Here is a 21,044-nt window from a genome sequence, read left to right as displayed (position 1 = left end):
GCCCGGTGCGGGTGAGCGGAACCGGCCGGGCGCGGGTGGGGCGGGCTCGGGTCAGCCGGTGAGGTGGCCGGTGTCGTTCCAGCGCTCGATCGCCGGGTCGCCGTAGGCCCAGCCGAGCACCGAAAGAGACGTCGGGTCCAGTCGGATGCGGGCGGCGAACGACACGTCGAGGCCGAGCCAGCGCGCGCCCAGCGCGCGCAGGATGTGGCCGTGCGCGAAGACCAGGGCATCACGGTCGGCCGAGTGCGCCCAGGCGATGACCTCGTCCGCGCGGTCCGACAGCTGCTGGAGCGTCTCGCCGCCCGGCACCCCGTCGCGCCAGATGAACCAGTCGGGGCGCTCGGCCTTGATCTCGGTGGGCGTCATGCCCTCGTACGCCCCGTAGTCCCACTCCATGAGGGCGTCCCACTCCCGCGCGCGGTCGCCGAACCCGGCGATGGCGCAGGTCTCGCTCGCCCGCCGGAGCGGGCTCGTGCGCACCTCGGCGTCCGGGAGGCCGTCCAGCGGCGCGCGGTTCAGGCGCTCGCCGAGCAGCTTCGCGCCGCGGCGGCCCTCGTCGAGCAGAGGGATGTCGGTCCTGCCGGTGTGCCTTCCGGACAGGGACCATTCCGTCTGTCCGTGCCGGGCCAGCAGGATGCGCGGTGCCATGACGATGTCTCCCTGGGCGGTGCGAAGAAGGCGTGCTGCGGTTGCGGTGCGGAGCGCCCCACCAGCGGAGGACGCTGCCCGCCCCATCATCGCGCACGTGCCGCACGGGCAACCTCCGGGGCGTTTTCCACGTCCACCTACCTGCGTACCCGGTGCGCACACGTGTTCTCGTACACCGTACGGTTGAAAGGGTGGCCAGTCAGCCCGTAGGCCGCACATGCAGACAAATGGAGAGCGTCCGGATGCAGGACACCGCGCCCCGCCCAAGGCCCCGCTGGTGGACCGAGCTGCTGCTCGTCGTGGTCGTCTACGCCGCCTACAGCGGCGGCCGGCTGCTCGTGCGCGGGGGCGAACCGGCGGCCGTCGAGCACGGTCTGGCGATACTGCGCGCCGAGAAGCTCCTGTTCCTCAACGCCGAGCACCCCCTCAACCGGCTCTTCACGGAACACGCCTGGATCGGGATACCCGCCGACTTCGCGTACGCGTCGCTGCACTACCTCGTCACCCCCGCGGTCCTCGTCTGGCTGTTCCGGCGCCGCGGCGCCCACTACCGCGCCGCGCGGACCTGGCTGATGCTGTCGACCCTCCTGGGCCTGGTCGGCTTCACCTTCCTGCCGACCTGCCCGCCCCGCCTGCTCGACGCGAGCCACGGCTTCGTCGACACGATGGCGCAGTACAGCGTGTACGGCTGGTGGGGCGCCGAGGCGAGCGCGCCGCGCGGGCTCGGCGGCATGACCAACCAGTACGCGGCGATGCCGAGCCTGCACGTGGGCTGGGCGCTGTGGTGTGGGGTGCTCCTGTGGCGGCACGGGCGCACGCCGCTGATGAGGTGGCTGGGTGTCGCGTACCCGCTGCTGACCACTTTCGTGGTGATGGGGACGGCCAACCACTACTTCCTCGACGCGGTCGCGGGGGCCGGTGTGATGGGCCTCGGAGCGGCTTTGACCAGGCCCTTCATGCGACTGGTCGACCGGGTGGCACCGAGCCCGGCGCCGGTGGCCGGCCGGGCGGAGTCCGCGGTGTCCGACGGCGTTGTCAGTGGCGGATGCGAGACTTCCGAGGGTGAGCGAATCCCTGGGCAGCGGACCCGAACCCACACCTCCGCGCGTGCCTTCGCAGGCGACGGCTCCGAGGCGGACGCCGGCGCCGGCGACGACGCTCCGGCAGCGGCTCGCTGAGCTGCGCGGCCCGTCCGCCGCGCCGCTGCCGATGGACGCGCGTGCGCTGGCGGCGCTGGCCGCCAATCCGGGGTGCAGACGCCGCGCGCTGCTCGACGGCGCGGGGGTGAACAAGGCGGCGCTGGCGACGGCGCTCGGCTCCCCCTCCGCCTTCGGCCAGTCGCAGTTCGCCTTCATGCGGGGCAACGCCTTCGAGGCCCGGGTCAAGGCCGACGGCGGCACGGAGCTGATGCGGCTGCTGTACGAGCGGACGGGCGCCGGCGGCGAGCCGCCCGTCCCCGGGGAGACGCGCGTACCGGACCTGTCGGCGGCGGGCCCGGAGGGCCGGGCGGCCCGCACGGCGCTGGCGCTGCGCGAGGCCACGGCGGCCGGCGCCTGGTCGCTGCTCGACCATCCGATGCTGGCCCTCGAGGTGGCGGGCTCCCCCGCGTACCTGGAGCCGGACGCCGTGGTGGTCCACCCCGACGGGCACTGGACCGTCGTCGAGATCAAGTCGTTCCCGATGATCGACGACTCGGCGGACGCGGCGAAGGTGGGCGCGGCGGCCCGCCAGGCCGCGGTGTACGTCCTGGCGCTGGAGCGGGTGGCGGCGAAGGTGGCGGACGCCCGGGTGGGGCACGCGGTGCTGCTGGTCTGCCCCAAGGACTTCTCCAACCTGCCGGCGGCGTCCGTCGTCGACGTGCGCAAGCAGCGGTCGGTGACCCGGCGCCAGCTGGAGCGCCTGACCCGCATCGAGGACCTCGCCGCCGCGCTGCCCGAGGGCACGACCTTCGACTTGGAGGCTCCGGCGGAGGAGCTGGCCGCGGCGGTCGAGGCGGTCGACGCGGCGTACGCCCCCGAGTGCCTCGCCGCCTGCGAGCTGGCCTTCCACTGCCGCGAGAAGGCGCGGGCGGCGGGCGCGGTGGAGGCGCTCGGGCGCAGCGTGCGCGGTGAGCTGGGCGGTCTGACGACGATCGGCGAGGTCCTGGCGGCGGCGGAAGGCGTGGCGGGCGACCTGGACGACCCGACGGTGGCCGCCCTGCGCAGAGCGGCTGCCCTGCGGTCGGAGGCGCTGGCCGGAGCGGAGGCCGGGTGCTGACACCGCCTGGCCTGCCCGTACCCGGCCGGGCGCCGCGCCCGCGAGGCCGTGCCCTGCCGGTCCCCTCCCCCGTCCACCGCCGACAGAAAGGCGCCGCATGTCGCTGATCAGCACGCTCGCGCGGCTCGACGCCGTACGCAGCGGGCGGGCGCAGCCCCTGGCCACCGTCCGGCACCGGCATCTGTCGGACCGCCCGATGGTGTTCGTTCCGCTGACCACCGCGGGCGAGGCCGGCGCGCCGCTGGGCGCGCTCGTGGGGACCGACCGGGACGCTCCGCGGCTGCTCGCCGTGACGCAGCCGCGCGACCGCGACCTGCGGTTCGCGTTCCTCGCGGAGCTGGCCGAGAGCGTCCTGCCGTACATCGACGGCTACGCCGACGACGTCGAGGCGGCCGAACGCAACGAGACCGATCCCGAGACGGGGAAGCGGGTCAAGGTCGCGGTGGAACTGTGCGCCGACGCGCCGCAGTTGATCGTGCCGAGCCGCGCGGGCGTCGAGTACGTACGGCTGCTGGGGCGATCCACGCGCTTTCGGCGTACGGCCGACCAGGACCCGGACACGCCCTACCCCGCGCCGCCGCACATCCCGCTGCTCGGCCGCTGGCTGACGCACTTCGGGGAGCGGGCCCGGGTGCCGGGGTCCTCGCTGCTGCTGGCCGCGACCGACCTGCTGGGCCGGCACTGGGCGACCGGCCAGTCGAGCCTGGAGGACCAGCATCTGGGCGCGCTGCTCGCCTGGATCGATCCGTACGGCGCGGCGGACGGGTCCGGCGCGGGGGCCGCGCTGCGGGCGGAGCTGGAGCGGGACGCGGACGGTCAGCTGGTGTGCCCGCCGGCCGGTCCGGCGACCGACCCGGCGTTCGACAACAAGCTGCTGGCCCCCGCCATCGACCGCTACGACCGGGCCCGCAAGGCCCTGGCCGCCGCCGAGGACGGGCCGGCGGCCGACCGGCACCTCGGTGAACTGGCCGCCGCCGAGCGGCACATCCGCGAGCTGCTCGGCGCGCAGATGCGGCCCACGTGGGACGCGGTGTGGCGCGGTCTCGACCTGCTGCGGGAGTTGCCGCAGGGGGCGCGGGCCGCGGACCGCTGGACGCGCGACCGGTGGTCGTTCACCGGCCACCGCGACCGGGTACGGGCCGGGGAGCCGCCACAGCCACGGCGCGACGACGCGGTGACCGCCGCGCGCAAGCTCGCCGCGCGGGAGACCGCGCAGGCGCAGCTGGAGGCGCAGGAGGCACTCGACGATCCGCTGGTGATGGCCGGGCGCCGGCTGGCGGGCGAGGCGTTCACCAGCGAGGTCCTGGACGTGCTGCCGGCCATGAGCGAGGGCGCGCGGCCGAGTCCCCGCCCCCTGGTCACCGTCCGCACGGACGACGCCCCGCACCTGGGCGAGCGCGCGAAGGTCTACCGCTCGCTGGACGGCCGGCCGCAGACGGCCGAGTTCGTGCGGTACGAGGAGGAGCCAGGCGTCCTGGTCCTGCGGCTGACCGACAAGATGGGCCGGGGCAAGGAGCCGGCCCCCGGCTCCGTGCCGGAGAAGGGCGAGCGCGTGTGCTGGACCCTGTTCGAGCACGACCAGCGCGGCGGCCCGCAGCTGCCCGAGCCCGAGGCGACGCCCTGGACCCACGGCGGCCCGCCGGGCGCCGGCCCGGAGCGCCCCGACCCGGTGACGGCGGAGGACATCCTGTGAGCCACCGCGCTCCCGTCCCCCGTACGCCCGCGACCTCGCCGCCGGCGCTCGCGGCCACCGGCCGCCGCCCCGCCCGCACGTCCCCGGAGGACCCTTCGTGAACCAGCCCCCGCCCCCGGGAGCACCACGCTTCGACCCCGGCGCCGAGGCCGGCCGCGCGACGGCGGCGATCCTGCACGACACGCTGCACGGCGCCCACCGGGGCGTCGTCGTGGACTCGCCGCCCGGCGCCGGGAAGTCGACGCTCGTGGTGCGCGCCGCGCTGGAACTGGCGGCGGCGGGACGCCCGTTGATGGTGATCGCGCAGACGAACGCGCAGGTCGACGACCTCGTCCTGCGGCTCGCGGAGAAGGCGCCGGACCTGCCGGTCGGCCGCCTCCACAGCAGCGACACCGACCCGTACGACAAGGCCCTCGACGACCTGGCCAACGTACGCAAGTCCGCGAAGGCCGCCGACCTGGCGGGTCTGGACGTGGTGATCTCGACGGCCGCGAAGTGGGCGCACGTGAAGACCGCGGAGCCGTGGACGCACGCGATCGTCGACGAGGCGTACCAGATGCGTTCGGACGCCCTGCTGGCCGTGGCGGGGCTCTTCGAGCGGGCGCTCTTCGTCGGCGACCCGGGCCAGCTCGACCCGTTCTCCGTCGTCGGCGCCGAGCAGTGGGCCGGGCTGTCGTACGACCCGTCGGCGAGCGCGGTCTCGACCCTGCTGGCGCACAACCCCGAACTGCCGCAGCACCGCCTGCCCGTGTCCTGGCGGCTGCCGGCCTCGGCGGCGCCGCTCGTGTCGGACGCGTTCTACCCGTACACGCCGTTCCGCAGCGGTACGGAGCACGGGGACCGGCGGCTCACCTTCGGGGTCGCGTCGGACGGCTCGGGACCGGACCGGGTGCTGGACGAGGCGGCCGCTTCGGGCTGGGGCCTGCTGGAGCTGCCGGCCCGCCACACACCGCGCACGGACCCGGAGGCGGTGGGCGCGGTGGCCCAGGTCGTACGCCGCCTCCTGGACCGGGGCGGCGCGGCCGTCAGCGAACGCTCCCCCGACCCGGTGCCGCTGACGGCGGACCGCGTCGCGGTCGGCACGGCCCACCGCGACCAGGCCGCGGCGGTCCGGGCGGCGCTGGCCGGCCTCGGTGTCGTGGGGGTCGCTGTCGACACGGCGAACCGTCTCCAGGGCCGGGAGTTCGACGTGACGGTGGTGCTGCACCCGCTGTCGGGACGGCCGGACGCGACGGCGTTCCACCTGGAGACCGGCCGCCTGTGCGTGCTGGCGTCCCGGCACCGGCACGCGTGTGTGGTGGTGTGCCGGGAGGGGGTGGCGGGGCTGCTGGACGAGCATCCCTCGACGGAGCCGGTGCAGCTGGGCGTCACGGTGAAGTTCCCGGACGGCTGGGAGGCGAACCACGCGGTCCTGGCGCACCTGTCGGAACACCGCGTGCGGTACCGGGGCTGAGGCGCGCGCCGGAGGCCCACTTGCACGGTCCGGGACAATGGACGGTGGCCATCGAGCACACGTGGTCGCGAGAGGGAAGGAAACCCCATGGCGGAACCCGAGCGCACCGAGCGGCGGCTGCGCCCCGCGCCGCTGCTCTTCGAGCCTTCGGAGGCAGCCGCCGATCCCGAGCACTTCTTCGACCTGGAGTCGATGGAGGACCCGGGCGAGCTGCTGGAACGTGCCACGGAGCTGACGCTCGCGTTCCGCACGGCGACCGACCGGGCCACCGAGTTCCAGGCCATCGCGGCCGCCCAGCTCGCCGACCCGAAGCGGTTCGACCGGCTGTCGGCGGCGGACATCGCCCGGCGCGCCGACTGGACCGAGGACTACGCCAAGAAGATGGTCGAGTTCGGCCGCGATCTGCTGCGCGGCCCCAAGAACCCGTAGTTCCGCACGCACCAGTGGTCCCACAAGCACCAGGAGCCCCAGGGGTGCCACCGTCTGCCCCCGGCGGGCGGGGTCACGGGCTTGTGGCATATGCCGGGCGGGCAAGATACTCCTCCGCGCCCCGGCTTGTCCCCGTTTCCCGCAACTCTGGGAAACGGAGCGGCTACGCCCGGTAGATGTGGGTGTCATGACCGTCCTCCAGGAAACCGCTGTCGCCGCCTACCCGCACCCCGCCGCCCCCGCCCAGGTCACCGCCGCCGGGGCCGCCTGGCTGGCGTCCGCCGCCGCGTACCCGCGCAGCACGCTCTCGCTCTGGGAGTCCCGTCCCACCGACGCGGGCGTCCTGCCCTGCGGATCGGTGTTCGACGTGGTGAGCGCACCCGCGATGTTCGGCCGCCGGATGCTGGACCGGTTATGGGCCGACGGGCCGGGGTCGGGGCCGGTCGCCACCCACCGGGGCCGCATGCTGCTCTTCACCGCTCCCGGCACCGCCCAGCGCCTCCCCTCGCTGCTCGCCTGGGAGCAGTGGGGCCGCGGCGCCGCGCGGACCACCGCGGTGCCGGTCCTGTGCCACGGGCCCGGCGACGCGGTGACGGTCCCCCCACTGAGCGCCCCGGACGGTCCCGCCGGCGCGGGACCGCGCTGGCTGGTCGCCCCTGACGTGCGGCGTCCGTGGCTGCCGGGCGCCGAGGCGATGCTCTGGGCGTGCGTACGGGCGGCCCGCACCGGCCAGGCGGCCGAGCCCCGGATATCGATTTTTCCTCCCGCCGATCCGGGTGCTAATGTCTACGACGTCAGCAGGCGCCGCTAGCTCAGTTGGTTAGAGCAGCTGACTCTTAATCAGCGGGTCCGGGGTTCGAGTCCCTGGCGGCGCACAGACGGGAAAGGCCCCTCGCGGAAGCGGGGGGCTTTTTCGTGGTCCGCGGGCCGCGCCGGTCTCACGCCCCCGGCGTGATCCGTACGGTCCACGCCCCGGACCGTGTGCGGTCGGCCACCTCCACCCGCGTGCCCTCGCCCGGCACCGTGAACGTCTCCCCCTCCCGTACCGGCGCGTCCGCCAGCGGCGGGTACACCGACCGGTCCCAGCACGCCTCGCTCTCCGGGTGGGCGTCCACGACCTCGATCGGCCCGCCGCCCGAGGCGGCCCCGTTGCGCACGCGGTAGATCAGCACGCCCTCCGTGCACAGTGACTCGTCGTTGCCTGACCCGCCGCGCGCCTCGATCGCCAGCACGCTGCCCTTCCCCGTCCGCACGACCGCGAGCCGCGTGCCGCCCCGCGCGCCCCGCGGCGGCTCGGCCGTCAGCGGTTCCAGGGTCAGGTGGGTCGGGCCGGTGCCCGCCACGCAGGCCACCTGCCGGCGCTCCAGCCAGCCGAGCTTCCACTTGTGCCAGCCGAAGAGCTCGGGGGCGAGCCCGAACTGGCTGCCCATGACGTCCCAGTCGCCGACGTACGTGTCCCAGTCGCCCTTGCCGTCCACCGGCCGGTGGTACAGGTCCGGCAGGTCGAAGACGTGGCCGGTCTCGTGGGCCAGCACGTTGCGGTCCGGCGGGTGCTGCTCGAAGACGGTGACGATGCGCCTGATGTCACGCCCGTCGGCGTGCAGCGGCTTGTCGAAGTTCACGACCTTCGTCGCGTCGGAGTCGACGCCCGGCGCGTCCGGGTCCGCGACGAGGTAGACGATGTCGTACCGCGTGAAGTCCACCCGGTCGTCGGCCGCCGCGACCGCGTCGCGCAGATAGGCGGTACGCCGCCCCGCGTCCCAGTCGCGCTCTATCCCGTACGCCGTGGAGTCCTGCGGCATCTCCACCCACTCGCGCTGGGGGTGCGGCCGCAGGGCGAACTTCCCGTACGAGGCCCGCTCGAAGAAGTCGCTGGTGGCCGGGAAGTAGTCGGCGGCCAGCTCGTCCGGGGTGGTGGTGGGCGCGGAGTCGGGGAAGGCCAGGAAGATCATGACCGCGTCGAGGGTGTCCACGGGCCGGGGGTAGGCGGGGTTCCAGGTGTCGAGGCCCAGGGAGTGGTGCGCCGCGGTGCGCGTCAGCACGCACGGGCCGTCGCCCCGCGCCGCCACGGCCGGCCCCGCGACGAGCGAGGTGGCGGCGAGCGCCGTGAGGGAGGTGAAGACGGCGGCCGTACTGCGCAGACGCTCGCGGCGGCAGCGGCGGGACCGGTCGGCTCCCCCGGGTGTCTGCTGGCGGACCACGTCGACCTCCGGGTGCGGAAATACGGGGCACGCCACCCACATTGTTCGGTTTTGATGATGTATGCCCTGTTCCACTGCCCCACACGGGTGACCGGGGCTTCACACGTACCCGCCGGACCGACACCCCGACGAGATCACGGAAAGTCACATTCGATCACGTAGGAACACCGCAAGGCGTACCTGTGCAGAAACGATCGTCCGTGGCCCTCGGGTGCTCCGCATCACGGCGGCGTAGCTGGAACGGCCCTGCCGACAGCCTCTATGATCGGCACACTTTCCTGCGTGGAGTCCGCCCCTTGGGGGGCCTCCACCCCACCGACGACCCCGACGACATCTGTAAGCGATCAATGCCCCGCGGGAGCGAGCGGTGAGCGGAACCTCCGAAAAACCCGGTTCGGCCCCCGACACGATCCGATCGACCGTCACGGTGAGTGACGACGTCGGCGCTGCGGCGTCCGCGCCGCGCGACGCGTGCGGGCCGCACGACTACCGGGCCGCCTTCAACGCCGCGCACCTCGCCATGGCCGTCGTGGACCGCGAGGGCCTCGTCGTCACCGCCAACCCGTCCCTGGGCGCACTCCTGGGCACCGAAGCGGGCCGGCTGCGCGACCGGAGCGCCGCGGACCTGCTCGACCTGGCGTCCGACGCCCGCAGCTTCCACGCGTACCTGGAAGTCCTCGCCGGCCGGCGCGCCCGCTTCCGCTGCACGCGCCGGCTCAAGCACCTCGACGGGCGCTCGCTGTGGGCCGAGGTGACGGCCACGCCCGTACCGGACGGCGGGAGCGTCCTGCTGTCGGTCGCGGACACCAGCGACCGGCGCGAACTTCAGGCCAGGCTGCGCCATCTCCAGATGCACGACCCGGTGACCCGCCTGCCCAACCGGACGCTCTTCTTCGAGCGCCTCACCGCCGCGCTGGAGAACTCGGCGTACGACGACGGGGGCACCGGCCGGATCGGCGTCTGCTACCTCGACCTCGACGGGTTCAAGGCCGTCAACGACACCCTCGGCCACCGCGTCGGCGACCGGCTGCTGACCGCCGTCGCCTCCCGGCTGGCCCGGTGCGCCGACCAGTACGGCTACGCCCGGGCCGGCGGCCATCTGGTGGCGCGGCTCGGCGGCGACGAGTTCGCGCTGCTCGTCGAGGACTCCACCGGTACGGAACAGCTCGCCGACCTCGCCCAGTCCGTGCTGACCGCCCTTCAGCAGCCGTTCGACCTGGCGGGCCAGCGGCTGGCGGTGTCCGCGTCCATCGGCGTCGTGGAGCGGGTCGCCGAGGGAACGACGGCGACGGGTCTCATGCAGGCGGCCGACACGACGCTGTACTGGGCCAAGGCGGACGGCAAGGCCCGCTGGACGCTGTTCGACCCGGAGCGCAACGCCCACCGGATGACCCGCCAGGCCCTGTCGAGCACGCTGCGCCCGGCCGTCGAACGCGGCGAGTTCACCCTGGAGTACCAGCCCCTGGTCGACCTGGAGGGCGGCTGCGTCCGAGGGGTGGAGGCGCTCGTGCGCTGGGAACACCCGCAGTTCGGGACGCTGGCGCCGAATCGGTTCATCTCCATCGCCGAGGAGGACGGCTCGATCGTCCAGCTCGGCCGCTGGGTGCTGCGGACCGCCTGCCGGCAGGCCAGGCAGTGGCAGATCGCGCACCCCGGCACGCCGCCGATCTTCGTCAGCGTCAACGTCGCCGTACGCCAGGTCTGGGACTCGGACCTCGTCGCGGACGTCGCCGGAATCCTCGCCGAGACGGGCCTCGCGCCGAACCTGCTCCAACTGGAGCTGACCGAGTCCGCCGTCATGGGCTCGGCGGGGCGCCCGCTCCAGGCGCTCCAGGCGCTGAGCGACATGGGCGTGCACATCGCCATCGACGACTTCGGGACCGGCTACTCGAACCTCGCCTATCTGAGCCGGCTGCCCGTCTCGGTGCTCAAGCTGGACGGCTCGTTCGTCCGGGGCTTCCAGGACGAGGCGCACGCGAACCCGGCCGACGAGACGATCGTCGAGGCGCTGGTGCAGCTCGCCCACCGGCTGGGGCTGACCGTCACGGCCGAGTGCGTGGAGACGTCGGGGCAGGCGGCGCGGCTGCGCCGGATCGGGTGCGACACGGGGCAGGGGTGGCTGTACTCGCGGGCGGTGACGCCGGAGCGGATCGCCGCGATGATCGCCGTCGGCCCGCAGGACCGGCCGGGCCTGCGGGTCTGACGCCGGTGGCGCACGGCGTACGGAGCCGTCCCGCCGCGAGGGCTCGCGCGCTCAGCCGAGGCGGGGCAGGCCGTAGGCGTCCGCGATGAGTTCGTAGCTGCGCAGGCGGGCGTCGCCGCTGTGCGCGTTGGCCGTGATCATCAGTTCGTCGGCGCCGGTGCGCTTGGCCAGGTCGTCGAGACCGGCGCGGACGGCGTCCGGGGTGCCGTGGACGACGTTGCCGAGCCAGCCGTCGACGAAGTCCCGCTCCATGGGGCTGAACTCGTACGCCTCGGCCTCCTCCGGCGTCGGGATGAGCCCGGGGCGGCCGGTGCGCAGGCGGACCATCGACAGGGCGCCGGTCAGGACCTGCCGGCGGGCCTCCCGCTCGTCGTCCGAGGCGAGGGCCGAGACGCCGATGAGCGCGTACGGGGCGTCGAGGACGGCCGAGGGCCGGAACGACTCGCGGTAGAGGTCCAGCGCCGGGATGGTGTTCTGCGCGGAGAAGTGGTGCGCGAAGGCGAACGGCAGCCCCAGGGTGGCGGCGAGGCGGGCGCTGAAGCCGGACGAGCCGAGCAGCCAGATCGGCGGGCGGCCGGAGGGGCCCTGCACGGGGCCGGGCACCGCGTGGATACGGGCGTACGGGTGGCCGTCGGGGAAGTCGTCGTCGAGGAACCGGGTCAGCTCGGCGAGCTGCTGCGGGAACTCGTCGGCGCCCTCGTGGAGGCGCTCGGTGCGGCGCAGGGCGGCGGCGGTGGCGCCGTCGGTCCCGGGGGCGCGGCCGAGCCCGAGGTCGACGCGGCCGGGCGCGAACGCCTCCAGGGTGCCGAACTGCTCGGCGATGACGAGCGGCGCGTGATTGGGCAGCATGACGCCGCCGGAGCCGAGGCGGATGCGCTCGGTGTGGGCGGCGACGTGGGCGAGGATCACGGCCGGGGAGGAGCTGGCGACGCCGGGCATGGAGTGGTGCTCGGCGACCCAGTACCGGTGGAAGCCGCGCGCCTCGGCCTGGCGGGCGAGGGCGACGCCGGTGCGCAGGGCCTGGGTCGCGGTGCTGCCGCTGCCCACCGTCGCCAGATCGAGTACGGAAAGGGGTACGGGCGCGCTGCCGCTCGCCGTGCCTCGGATGGCGTCCACCGGTGGTCCTCCTGCGTAGTGCGGTGCGTACATCGGGGGCGACAACAGGAGGGTGGCTCCGGTTATTCCCGGCATCGGGAAGGGGCGGGCAGCAGGGACGGATCGCGTCACGGACGGGACCGGGGCGGCCGCGCGGCTGGACGCCACGGCCGCAGGCGGCCCGTCGGGTGCGCGGCGGAGCGACGCCCGGGGCGGCCCCCGCGCGCCGCTCCGCCGCGCCGGCCCGCGCCTACGCCTCGCGGGCGAACAGCGCGCCCAGGTGTTTCGCGCGCACCCGCCGTCCCGCCAGGCGCAGGCCCTCCCAGACGGTGACCTGGTTCGCCGTGAGGACCGGCTTGCCCAGCGCCTCCTCCAGTTCCGGCAGGTACGCCGCCGTGTGCAGCGCCGTGTCCGGCAGCAGTACCGCCTCCGCCTCCGGACGGTCGCCCGCCCGGGCCAGGTCGAGCACCTCCTCCCGGCCCCACGTGCCGACCTCGGCCGCCGTGACGACGCCGCTGCCGCGCGTCGCGACGACCTCGGTTCCGGCCGCCTTCAGGAAGTCGGTGAAGCAGGCCGCCACGTCGTCCGGATACGTCGCCGCCACCGCGACCCTGGACGCGCCGAGCTCGCGTACCGCGTGGGTGAAGGCGAACGACGTGCTGGAGGCCGGCAGGCCGGCCGCCTGGGCCAGCAGGTGCACCTGGTCCCGGGCGCCCTCGGGGCCGTGCACGAAGCTGCCGCTCGTGCAGGCCCACACCACCGCCTCCGCGCCCGCATGCCGCAGTTCCTCCACCCCGGCGGCCAGGCGCGCGGGCGAGCCCATCTCCAGGAGGGCGTCGACGCGGTGGGCGTCCTCGCCGATGTCGGTGTGCACGACGGCAAGCCGCACGTCGCTGTCGAGCAGCATTTCGATCCGCGGGTAGTCGTCCTCCGCGGAGAAACCCGGATAGAGAAAGCCGACGGCTGTCATCCTCACCCCTCTTGTTGTCGCTGCCGCTGTTGCCTGGACCGTTCCCGCGCCCTCTCCGCCTCGTCGATCAGCAGCCGCTGGTACGGGCCGACCGCGCAGGCGCCGATCAGCCGCAATGCGGACCACATCGTGACCTGGTTCGCGGACAGCACCGGCATGCGCAGCTCGGCCTCCAGCTGCGGGATCACGTCGTACGTCGGCAGGTTCGTACAGCTGATGAAGAGGCAGTCCGCCGCCCCCGCCACCGCCTCTCTCGCCATGTCGACCACGTCCCGGTAGGGCACCTTCCAGATGTGCCTGGTGAGCCCGAGGAAAGCGCGTCCAGTGACCGCTATCCCGGCCTGGGCGAGATATTCCTCCAGCGCGCTGGTGACCGACCGGGTGTACGGGGTGACCAGTGCGATCCGCCGCGCGCCCATCACGGCGAGTGCTTCGAGCAGCGCTCCGGACGTCGTCACCGCGGGCAGCTCCCCGGCCCGGGCCATCGCCGCGCACATCGCGCGCTCACCGGCCACTCCGCCGACGAAGCTCCCCGACGTACAGGCGTACGCGACGACTTCGGGTGCCACCGCGCACAGGGCCCGCACCGCCTCGCGCAGCGTCTCGTGCTCGCTGACGAGCCGGGCCAGATCGAGGCTGACCTCGACGGGGACGAACGGGGTACGGGTGAGGTGCAGCGAGATCTCGTCGGGGACCCAGCGCCACAGCTCACGGTCCAGCGCGAAGTCGAAGGGGGCCACCACGCCCACACCGCGCTGCGGCCGTGGTCCGCCGAGGAAGGAGATGTCCAATGCGGCCCCCAGATGCCTGTGTTGACGACCGTGGGTTCGGGTGCGAGCGTGGTCGATCCGTACTGCAATCCGTACATGTCAGACGTGTCGAAGGGGTTTCGCCTCCATGTCCGAAGAGACCGAAGTGACCCTTCTCGTCCTTGACGCCGATCCGCCGCCACGCCTGAGCCGGCTGGCCGGACGTGCCCGCATCCTGCACGGTGACGAGAAGACGCTCGCCCGTCAACTCCCGCTGGCCGACGTCCTGCTGGTGTGGGACTTCACCTCCGACGCGGTACGCCGCGCCTGGCCGGGCGCCGGCCCGCGGCCACGCTGGGTGCACACCGCGAGCGCGGGCGTCGACCACCTCATGTGTCCCGAGCTGGTCGCGTCGGACACGGTGGTGACCAACGCCCGGGGGATCTTCGACCTGCCCATCGCGGAGTACGTGTCGGGCCTGGTCATCGCCATGGCGAAGGATCTGCCCGGCACGCTGGAGCTCCAGCGGCAGCGGCGCTGGCGCCACCGCGAGACCCGGCGGGTGGCCGGTAGCAGGGCGGTGGTCGTGGGGTCGGGGCCGATCGGGCGGGAGACCGCCCGGCTGCTGCGGGCGCTCGGGGTCGTCACCGAGCTGGTCGGGCGCACCGCACGCCCCGGCGTGCACGGCGCGCAGGAGCTGACGCCGCTGCTCTCACGCGCCGACTGGGTGGTGTGCGCGGCCCCGCTGACCGAGGCGACGCGCGGGATGTTCGACGCGGCGGCCTTCGGCGCGATGCCGCCGTCGGCCTGCTTCATCAACGTGGGGCGCGGCCCGCTCGTCGTCGAGGACGACCTCGTCGCGGCCCTGCACGAGCGGCGGATCGCGGGTGCGGCGCTCGACGTGTTCGCTGCGGAGCCGCTGCCGCCGGAGAGCCCTCTGTGGGACGTGCCCGGGCTGCTCGTGTCCCCGCACATGAGCGGCGACACGGCCGGATGGCGCGACGAACTGGGCGCTCAGTTCGTCGGGTTGTACGAGCTGTGGGCGGCCGGAAGCCCGCTGCCGAACGTGGTGGACAAGAAACGTGGGTACGTCCCCTCCCATGACTGACCTGAGCGCACTGACCGCCCGTCAACTGCTGGCCGGGTACGAGAAGGGCGAGTTCTCACCGGTCGACGCGACCCGCGCCGCCCTGGCCCGGATCGAAGCCGTGGAACCGCTCGTCAACGCGTTCGTCCGCGTCGACGCGCCGCAAGCGCTCGCCTCGGCGGAGGTGTCCGCCGCGCGGTGGCGCCGGAAGGAGCCGCTGGGGCTGGTCGACGGCGTACCGGTGTCGGTCAAGGACCTGCTGCTGATGCGGGGCGGACCGACGCTGCGGGGCTCAAGGACCGTGCGGCCGGCGGCGGCGTGGGACGAGGACGCCCCTTCGGTGGCGCGGCTGCGGGAGCACGGCGCGGTGTTCCTCGGGAAGACGACCACGCCGGAGTTCGGCTGGAAGGGCGTGACCGACTCCCCGCTGTCCGGCGTGACCCGCAATCCGTACGATCCGTCGCGCACGGCGGGCGGCTCCAGCGGCGGCAGCGCGGCGGCCGTGGCGTACGGGGCGGGTCCGCTGTCGCTCGGCACGGACGGCGGCGGTTCGGTCCGCATCCCGGCGTCGTTCTGCGGGATCTTCGGCCTGAAGCCGACGTACGGCCGGGTGCCGCTGTACCCGTCGAGCCCGTTCGGGACGCTCGCGCACGCGGGGCCGATGACGCGGGACGCGGCGGACGCCGCGCTGCTGATGGACGTCATCAGCGGCCCCGACTGGCGGGACTGGTCGCAACTGGCCCCCGGCGGGAGCATGACGGCTGCCCTGGACGGCGGGGTGAAGGGCCTGCGGGTCGCGTACTCCGCGTCCTTCGGCGGCCAGGTGGCGGTACGCCCCGCCGTGGCGGCGGCGGTGCGCGGGGCGGCGGAGCGGCTGGCCGGGCTCGGCGCGTACGTCGAGGAGGCGGACCCGGACTTCGCGGACCCGGTCGAGGCGTTCCACACCCTGTGGTTCAGCGGCGCCGCCCGGCTCCTCCAGCCCTTGGGCACGGAGCAGCGCGCCCTGCTGGACCCGGGGCTGCGCGAGATCGCGGCGCGCGGCGCCCGGTACAGCGCGCTGGAGTACCTGGCGGCGGTCGACGCCCGGATGGCGCTGGGCCGCCGCACGGGCCGGTTCCACACGACGTACGACCTGCTGCTGACGCCGACCCTGCCGGTCACCGCCTTCGAGGCGGGCGCCGAGGTCCCGAAGGGGTCGGGTCACCGCCGCTGGACGGGGTGGACCCCGTTCACGTACCCCTTCAACCTCACTCAGCAGCCCGCCGCGACCGTGCCGTGCGGCCTGGACGGCGACGGCCTTCCTGTGGGCCTCCAGCTGGTGGCCGCCCGGCACCGGGACGATCTGGTGCTGCGCGCGGCGCACGCGCTGTACGGGGCGGGGGCGGCCGGGGTCAGCCGGGCGCCCGACCGCGCCTGAACGTCAGGCTCTCGCCGAGCGCGCCGGCGCGCCAGAGGTCCTGGCACGCCTGCGCCATGCGGTCGAGGCCGTCCACGACCGTGCCCCAGACGATGCCGGGGACCCAGCCGGTGTCGCCGTTGAGCAGCAGGTTGTTGCGCTCGTAGAAGAGGGCGAGGTCGACGACGCCCCGGCCGGGCCGGATGGCGGGCGCGGGGCCGTAGCCGTGGGAGGCCGTGCCCAGTTGGGTGTCGGAGAAGGAGAAGTAGCAGAGGTCGCCGGGGATCGGCGTGACGGTGGGGTTCTCCAGCGGCGGTTCCCGGTCGGCGAAGGGGGCGACCAGGGCGTAGATCTCGTTGCGGGCGTACTTGGCGTGGTAGACGTCGCCGCCCAGGGGGAGCGCCCGCCACACCGCCTCGCAGGTGACCGGGGCCAGGTCGTCCAGGAGTTTCGCGGTGCAGCGCACACCGCGCTTGTCGAGCGATACGTCCACGAATCGGTCGGTCATCTCCTCATGGTCCCCGGGGGGTCAAGGGCGCAGCCGCCGTGCGGGGGGCCGGAATTCGTCGGCATACGCGGCCTGAAGTGGGGTAGCCGCGCGCCCATGGCTCCACCACCAGGGAACGACTCAGGCCGTACCACCAGAACCTCCATACGCCGGCGCTCGCTGCTGCTCGGCACGGCCGCGCTGGGCGCCGCGGGGGCGCTCGGCGCCGCGGGCTGCGCCAAGGTGCCGTCGGGCGACACGCTCGCCCGGCTCAGATCGCAGGGCACGGCCCGGCTCGGCATCGCCGGAGAGGCCCCGTACGGCTACATCGACGAGCAGGGCGAGTTCACCGGCGAGGCGGTGGAACTGGCCAAGGTCATCTTCAAACGGCTCGGGGTGCCGAGGGTGCAGCCCTCCCCCACCGACTTCTCCTCGCTGATCCCCGGCCTCCAGTCGCAGCAGTTCGACGTGGTCTCCGCCGGGATGTACATCAACAAGGAGCGCTGCGCGCAGGTCCTCTTCGCGGATCCCGAGTACCAGATGCTCGACTCGTTCGTCGTGCGCAAGGGCAACCCCAAGAACCTCCACTCGTACCAGGACGTCGTCGAGGCCGGGGCGAAGATCGCCACCGGCGCCGGATACGCCGAGCTCGACTACGCCGTCGCCGCGGGCGTGCCGCGCGGGGAGATAGCCATCTTCCAGGACCCGGTGGCGGGACTGAACGCCGTGGAGTCCGGCCGGGTCGACGTCTTCGCGGGCACCGCGCTGACCGCCCGGGACGTGGTGAAGAAGAGCACGAAGGCCGAGGCGACCAAGCCCTTCGTGCCGCTCGTGGACGGGAAGAAGAAAGTGGACGGCGGCGGCTTCGCCTTCCGGCTCGCGGACACGGAACTGCGCGACGCCTTCAACGTGGAGATCCACCGGATGAAGAAGAGCGGCGAACTGTTCCGCATCCTGCGGCCGTTCGGCTTCACCGAGGCGGAGATGACCACGATGACCGCAGAGGAGCTGTGCGCATGACGGCCGGACTGTGGACCCAGTGGATCCTCCCCGGCATCTGGATCACGATCCAGCTGACCGTGTACAGCGCCGCGCTCGCCACCGTCGTGGCCTTCGGCGTCGGCATCGCCCGCACGCACCACTCCCGCGTCGTCCGCTTCCTTGCGGGCTTCTACACGGAGGTCTTCCGCGGCACGTCCGCGCTGGTGCTGATGTTCTGGCTGTTCTTCGTGATGCCGGGACTCTTCGGCTGGGCGCTCGTCCCCATGTGGGCGGCCGTCCTGGCGCTGGGCCTGTCGTACGGGGCGTACGGGGCCGAGGTCGTGCGGGGCGCGCTGAGCGCGGTCGCCCCCGCGCAGCGCGAGGCGGGCGTCGCGCTCAGCTTCACCCCCTGGCAGCGGATGCGGCTGATCATGCTGCCGCAGGCGGTGCCCGAGATGATCCCGCCCTTCAACAACCTGCTGATCGAGCTGCTCAAGGGCACGGCGCTCGTCTCACTGCTCGGCGTGGCCGACACGTCGTTCTCCGCCTATCTGGTGCGCCTGGCCACCCAGGAGAGCGTGGAGATCTACTCCGTGACCCTGGTGATCTACTTCGTGATCGCCTTCGTCCTCACCCGGGGCATGCGGGCCCTCGAACGCAAGACCAAGGCCGGTGTCGGCATCACCGCCGCGGCCGCCGGAGCCGGAGGGGCGCGATGAACAACTGGGACTGGTCCGCCGTCGCGGACTTCATGCCGGCGTTCTGGGACGGCCTGCTCGTCACCCTCCAGGTGCTGGTCCTCGGCTCGCTGCTCTCCTTCACGCTCGGCATGGTCTGGGCGATCGGATACCGGGGGCCGCGCTGGGTCCGCTGGCCGGTGAACGTCGTCACGGAGTTCATCCGCAACACCCCGCTGCTGGTGCAGCTGTTCTTCTTCTACTTCGTGCTGCCGGAGTGGGGCGTCCAGGCGTCGGCGCTGACCACCGGCACCCTGGCGATCGGGCTGCACTACTCGACGTACACGGCGCAGGTCTACCGGGCCGGCATCGACGCCGTCCCGGCCGGGCAGTGGGAGGCGGCCACGGCGCTCAGCCTGCCGGCGTCGCGCACGTGGTGCGCGGTGATCCTGCCGCAGGCGATCCGGCGCATCGTTCCCGCCCTGGGCAACTACGTGATCTCCATGCTGAAGGACACGCCGCTGCTCATGGCCATCGGTGTGCTGGAGATGCTCCAGCAGGCCCGGCTGGCGAGCGCGCAGACCTTCCAGTACGCCGAGCCGCTGACCGTCGTCGGCGTCGCCTTCGTCCTCATCGCCTACCCGGCTTCTCTTCTCATGCGAGCCCTGGAGCGTCGTCTTGTCCGCTGACCCGAACCCCCACGAGCTGATCCGTTTCGACAACGTCACCAAGCGGTTCGGCGACAACACCGTCCTGGACGACCTGTGCTTCTCGGTGGAGACCGGGAAGCACGTGACCCTCATCGGGCCCTCCGGCTCCGGCAAGACCACGATCCTGCGGCTGCTGATGACCCTGGTGAAGCCCGACGCGGGCGTGATCAGGGTGAACGGCGGGCAGCTCTTCCCGGCGGGCGAGAAGGAGATCCGCGAGGTCCGCAAGAACATCGGCATGGTGTTCCAGCAGTTCAACCTCTTCCCCAACATGAGCGTCCTGCGCAATGTCACCGAGGCGCCGGTCCGGGTCCTCGGCATGTCGAAGGACGAGGCCGCCGAGCGCGCCAAGGGGCTGCTCGACCTGGTCGGGCTCGGCGACAAGCACGACGTGCGGCCCACCCAGCTCTCCGGCGGCCAGCAGCAGCGGGTCGCGATCGCGCGGGCGCTGGCGATGCGCCCGCAGGTGCTGCTCCTGGACGAGGTGACGTCGGCGCTCGACCCGGAGCTGGTGGCGGGCGTGCTCGACGTCCTGCGCGACATCGCCCGTACGACGGACATCACCATGCTCTGCGTCACGCACGAGATGAACTTCGCGCGGGACATCTCCGACGAGGTCCTGATGTTCGACGCGGGGCGGGTCATCGAGTCCGGTTCACCGGAGAAGATCTTCAGCGATCCGGAGCACGAACGTACGCGCGAGTTCCTCGGCGCGGTGCTCTGACCCCGCGCACGGAACAAGATCCTGCCGCTGGCATATGCGCAGGCGGCGCGCCCCCGGGCACCGGGCGGGGGCGCGCCACATTGTCGCCAACAGGAGCCCCACAAAAGGTTCTTGGCGGCTATCGTGGAACGGATGCAAGCGGTCACAACCTGGTAGGGGGAAACCGTGGCGCTCAAGCCGGAGCCGACCGCACCGTTCCACTCGGTGCAGTACGCCCTGCGTGTACTGGAGACGGTCTCCAGGCACGGCGGCGGTGTGACCGATGCGCAGATCGCCCGTGAGACCGGACTGCCGACCGCCCACCTGGCCTCCCTGATGCTCATGCTGCGCCGCGAGGGGTACGTCGAGCAGGTGGCCGACGGCGCGTACGTCGTGGGCGACTCGCTCGTCCTGCTCGGGTCGGGCTCCACCCGGCGCGAAGCCCTCCAGGCCAAGCTCCAGCAGACGCTCGACCAGCTGCGCGACACGGTGGGCGCGGCCATCTACATCAGCCGGTACATCGACGGCGAGATCAAGGTGACGCAGATCGCCGAGAGTCCGCAGACGCCCCGGGTGAACGAGTGGGTGGACTTCAGGTCGGCGGCGCACGCCAGCGCGATCGGCAAGTGCCTGCTGACCCAGCTCGACCAGAACGGCCGCCGCGACCACCTCTCACGGCACAAGACCGCCCGGCTCACCTCGAAGACGATCACCAATGAGCGGGTCCTCTTCTCCAAGCTGGACAGCCAGCCGCCCACAGTGCCGGTCCTCGACCTCCAGGAGTACGCGGTGGGCACGGTCTGCGCGGCCGTGCCGCTGACGGCCGGCTCCTCGGTGGGCTGCCTGGCCCTGTCCCTGCCGCTGGAGCACGCCCACCGGCTGCGCGCGGCGGCGGACACGCTGAACCGCCGGGCGGCCCCGGTGGTGCTGTCGCTCGCCCTGTGACGGCGATCACCCCGCGTGGTGCGGGGCACCCCCGCGGACCAGGTACTATTTACGAGTCAAGCGCCGCTAGCTCAGTTGGTTAGAGCAGCTGACTCTTAATCAGCGGGTCCGGGGTTCGAGTCCCTGGCGGCGCACAGACGGAAAAGACCCTCGCGGAAGCGGGGGTCTTTCTCGTGTTCCCCCTCAGCAGCAGCCGCCGTCGTCGCGGAGCTGGTCCCGGGCCGCCGTCCGGGCGCGAACGCGTCCGTGCGGACGGCGTCCTCCCCGGAGTGAACCGCGATCCTTCCCGCCCGGGCCGCCCCGCACGCCACGTGCGGCCGGAAGGGTGACGGGTGCGCGAGGGTGCCGGGCGGCACGGTGA

The 21,044-nt window shown here is 73.3% G+C and carries 20 protein-coding genes and 2 tRNA genes; 16 read left to right on the top strand and 6 right to left on the bottom strand.

The window, feature by feature from the left end; genetic code table 11:
• Positions 1-51: 51 nt before the first annotated feature.
• Positions 52-648, bottom strand: a complete 597-nt coding sequence (locus ACWGH0_RS22025) for a histidine phosphatase family protein (protein WP_453405893.1) — start codon at positions 646-648, stop codon at positions 52-54.
• A gap of 227 nt (positions 649-875) precedes the next feature.
• Between ACWGH0_RS22025 and ACWGH0_RS22020 the strand changes: the two genes are divergently transcribed.
• From ACWGH0_RS22020 to ACWGH0_RS21990, 7 genes are all read left to right on the top strand, one after another.
• Entirely contained in the window at positions 876-1,826 is a 951-nt protein-coding gene (locus ACWGH0_RS22020; RefSeq protein WP_453405892.1) for a phosphatase PAP2 family protein, read from the top strand.
• Positions 1,711-2,904, top strand: coding sequence for a hypothetical protein (locus tag ACWGH0_RS22015; RefSeq protein ID WP_453405891.1), 1,194 nt, complete (start codon positions 1,711-1,713; stop codon positions 2,902-2,904). The genes ACWGH0_RS22020 and ACWGH0_RS22015 overlap by 116 nt, the downstream gene beginning before the upstream one ends.
• A gap of 97 nt (positions 2,905-3,001) precedes the next feature.
• Positions 3,002-4,597 carry a hypothetical protein gene (locus ACWGH0_RS22010; protein ID WP_453405890.1) on the top strand — a complete coding sequence of 532 codons (1,596 nt, stop codon included), beginning with the start codon at positions 3,002-3,004 and terminating at the stop codon, positions 4,595-4,597.
• A 97-nt stretch (positions 4,598-4,694) separates the two neighbouring features.
• The gene (locus ACWGH0_RS22005) at positions 4,695-6,050 is read left to right on the top strand and encodes an AAA family ATPase (RefSeq protein ID WP_453405889.1); all 1,356 of its coding nucleotides are present in this window, start codon (positions 4,695-4,697) and stop codon (positions 6,048-6,050) included.
• 87 nt (positions 6,051-6,137) lie between these two features.
• Positions 6,138-6,479, top strand: a complete 342-nt coding sequence (locus ACWGH0_RS22000; RefSeq protein WP_453405888.1) for a hypothetical protein — start codon at positions 6,138-6,140, stop codon at positions 6,477-6,479.
• A gap of 187 nt (positions 6,480-6,666) precedes the next feature.
• Complete coding sequence (locus ACWGH0_RS21995) at positions 6,667-7,290, top strand: bifunctional DNA primase/polymerase (RefSeq protein WP_453405887.1); 624 nt, start codon at positions 6,667-6,669, stop codon at positions 7,288-7,290.
• Positions 7,281-7,354: transfer RNA gene (locus ACWGH0_RS21990), tRNA-Lys, on the top strand. The genes ACWGH0_RS21995 and ACWGH0_RS21990 overlap by 10 nt, the downstream gene beginning before the upstream one ends.
• Positions 7,355-7,417: 63 nt before the next feature.
• Here the strand turns inward: ACWGH0_RS21990 and ACWGH0_RS21985 are convergent.
• Entirely contained in the window at positions 7,418-8,680 is a 1,263-nt protein-coding gene (locus ACWGH0_RS21985; protein ID WP_453405940.1) for a M6 family metalloprotease domain-containing protein, read from the bottom strand.
• A gap of 520 nt (positions 8,681-9,200) precedes the next feature.
• Here ACWGH0_RS21985 and ACWGH0_RS21980 point away from each other — a divergent pair.
• Positions 9,201-10,883, top strand: a complete 1,683-nt coding sequence (locus tag ACWGH0_RS21980) for a putative bifunctional diguanylate cyclase/phosphodiesterase (protein WP_453405939.1) — start codon at positions 9,201-9,203, stop codon at positions 10,881-10,883.
• A 51-nt stretch (positions 10,884-10,934) separates the two neighbouring features.
• On the opposite strand, the gene ACWGH0_RS21975 is transcribed toward ACWGH0_RS21980, so the two are convergent.
• From ACWGH0_RS21975 to ACWGH0_RS21965, 3 genes are all read right to left on the bottom strand, one after another.
• Entirely contained in the window at positions 10,935-12,032 is a 1,098-nt protein-coding gene (locus ACWGH0_RS21975) for an LLM class flavin-dependent oxidoreductase (RefSeq protein WP_453405938.1), read from the bottom strand.
• Between the two features lie 196 nt (positions 12,033-12,228).
• Complete coding sequence (locus ACWGH0_RS21970) at positions 12,229-12,948, bottom strand: maleate cis-trans isomerase family protein (protein WP_453405886.1); 720 nt, start codon at positions 12,946-12,948, stop codon at positions 12,229-12,231.
• 2 nt (positions 12,949-12,950) lie between these two features.
• On the bottom strand, positions 12,951-13,739 hold the full coding sequence (locus tag ACWGH0_RS21965; RefSeq protein ID WP_453405885.1) for a maleate cis-trans isomerase family protein: 789 nt from the start codon (positions 13,737-13,739) through the stop codon (positions 12,951-12,953).
• Between the two features lie 106 nt (positions 13,740-13,845).
• Here ACWGH0_RS21965 and ACWGH0_RS21960 point away from each other — a divergent pair, with 106 nt between their 5' ends.
• Positions 13,846-14,805, top strand: coding sequence for a D-2-hydroxyacid dehydrogenase (locus ACWGH0_RS21960; protein ID WP_453405884.1), 960 nt, complete (start codon positions 13,846-13,848; stop codon positions 14,803-14,805).
• Positions 14,798-16,201, top strand: a complete 1,404-nt coding sequence (locus ACWGH0_RS21955) for an amidase (protein WP_453405883.1) — start codon at positions 14,798-14,800, stop codon at positions 16,199-16,201. The genes ACWGH0_RS21960 and ACWGH0_RS21955 overlap by 8 nt, the downstream gene beginning before the upstream one ends.
• Here ACWGH0_RS21955 and ACWGH0_RS21950 read toward each other — a convergent pair.
• The gene (locus tag ACWGH0_RS21950; RefSeq protein ID WP_453405882.1) at positions 16,176-16,688 is read right to left on the bottom strand and encodes a DUF3830 family protein; all 513 of its coding nucleotides are present in this window, start codon (positions 16,686-16,688) and stop codon (positions 16,176-16,178) included. The two genes, ACWGH0_RS21955 and ACWGH0_RS21950, sit on opposite strands and share 26 nt — an antisense overlap.
• 96 nt (positions 16,689-16,784) lie before the next feature.
• Between ACWGH0_RS21950 and ehuB the strand changes: the two genes are divergently transcribed.
• From ehuB to ACWGH0_RS21920, 6 genes are all read left to right on the top strand, one after another.
• On the top strand, positions 16,785-17,687 hold the full coding sequence (gene ehuB, locus ACWGH0_RS21945; RefSeq protein WP_453405881.1) for an ectoine/hydroxyectoine ABC transporter substrate-binding protein EhuB: 903 nt from the start codon (positions 16,785-16,787) through the stop codon (positions 17,685-17,687).
• Positions 17,684-18,367 carry an ectoine/hydroxyectoine ABC transporter permease subunit EhuC gene (gene ehuC, locus ACWGH0_RS21940; protein ID WP_453405880.1) on the top strand — a complete coding sequence of 228 codons (684 nt, stop codon included), beginning with the start codon at positions 17,684-17,686 and terminating at the stop codon, positions 18,365-18,367. Before ehuB ends, ehuC begins: the two co-directional genes overlap by 4 nt.
• Complete coding sequence (gene ehuD, locus ACWGH0_RS21935; protein ID WP_453405879.1) at positions 18,364-19,014, top strand: ectoine/hydroxyectoine ABC transporter permease subunit EhuD; 651 nt, start codon at positions 18,364-18,366, stop codon at positions 19,012-19,014. Before ehuC ends, ehuD begins: the two co-directional genes overlap by 4 nt.
• Complete coding sequence (ehuA, locus tag ACWGH0_RS21930; RefSeq protein WP_453405878.1) at positions 19,004-19,759, top strand: ectoine/hydroxyectoine ABC transporter ATP-binding protein EhuA; 756 nt, start codon at positions 19,004-19,006, stop codon at positions 19,757-19,759. Before ehuD ends, ehuA begins: the two co-directional genes overlap by 11 nt.
• Positions 19,760-19,924: 165 nt before the next feature.
• A complete protein-coding gene (locus tag ACWGH0_RS21925; RefSeq protein ID WP_453405877.1) occupies positions 19,925-20,683 on the top strand; it encodes an IclR family transcriptional regulator in 759 nt (252 codons plus the stop codon).
• Positions 20,684-20,743: 60 nt separating this feature from the next.
• Positions 20,744-20,817 (top strand) — tRNA-Lys (locus ACWGH0_RS21920).
• Positions 20,818-21,044: the final 227 nt, after the last annotated feature.

It is taken from the genome of Streptomyces sp. NPDC054887 (genome assembly GCF_053610585.1).
Note: the sequence above shows the minus strand (reverse complement) of the source record. Positions and strands in the feature narration are given on the sequence as shown.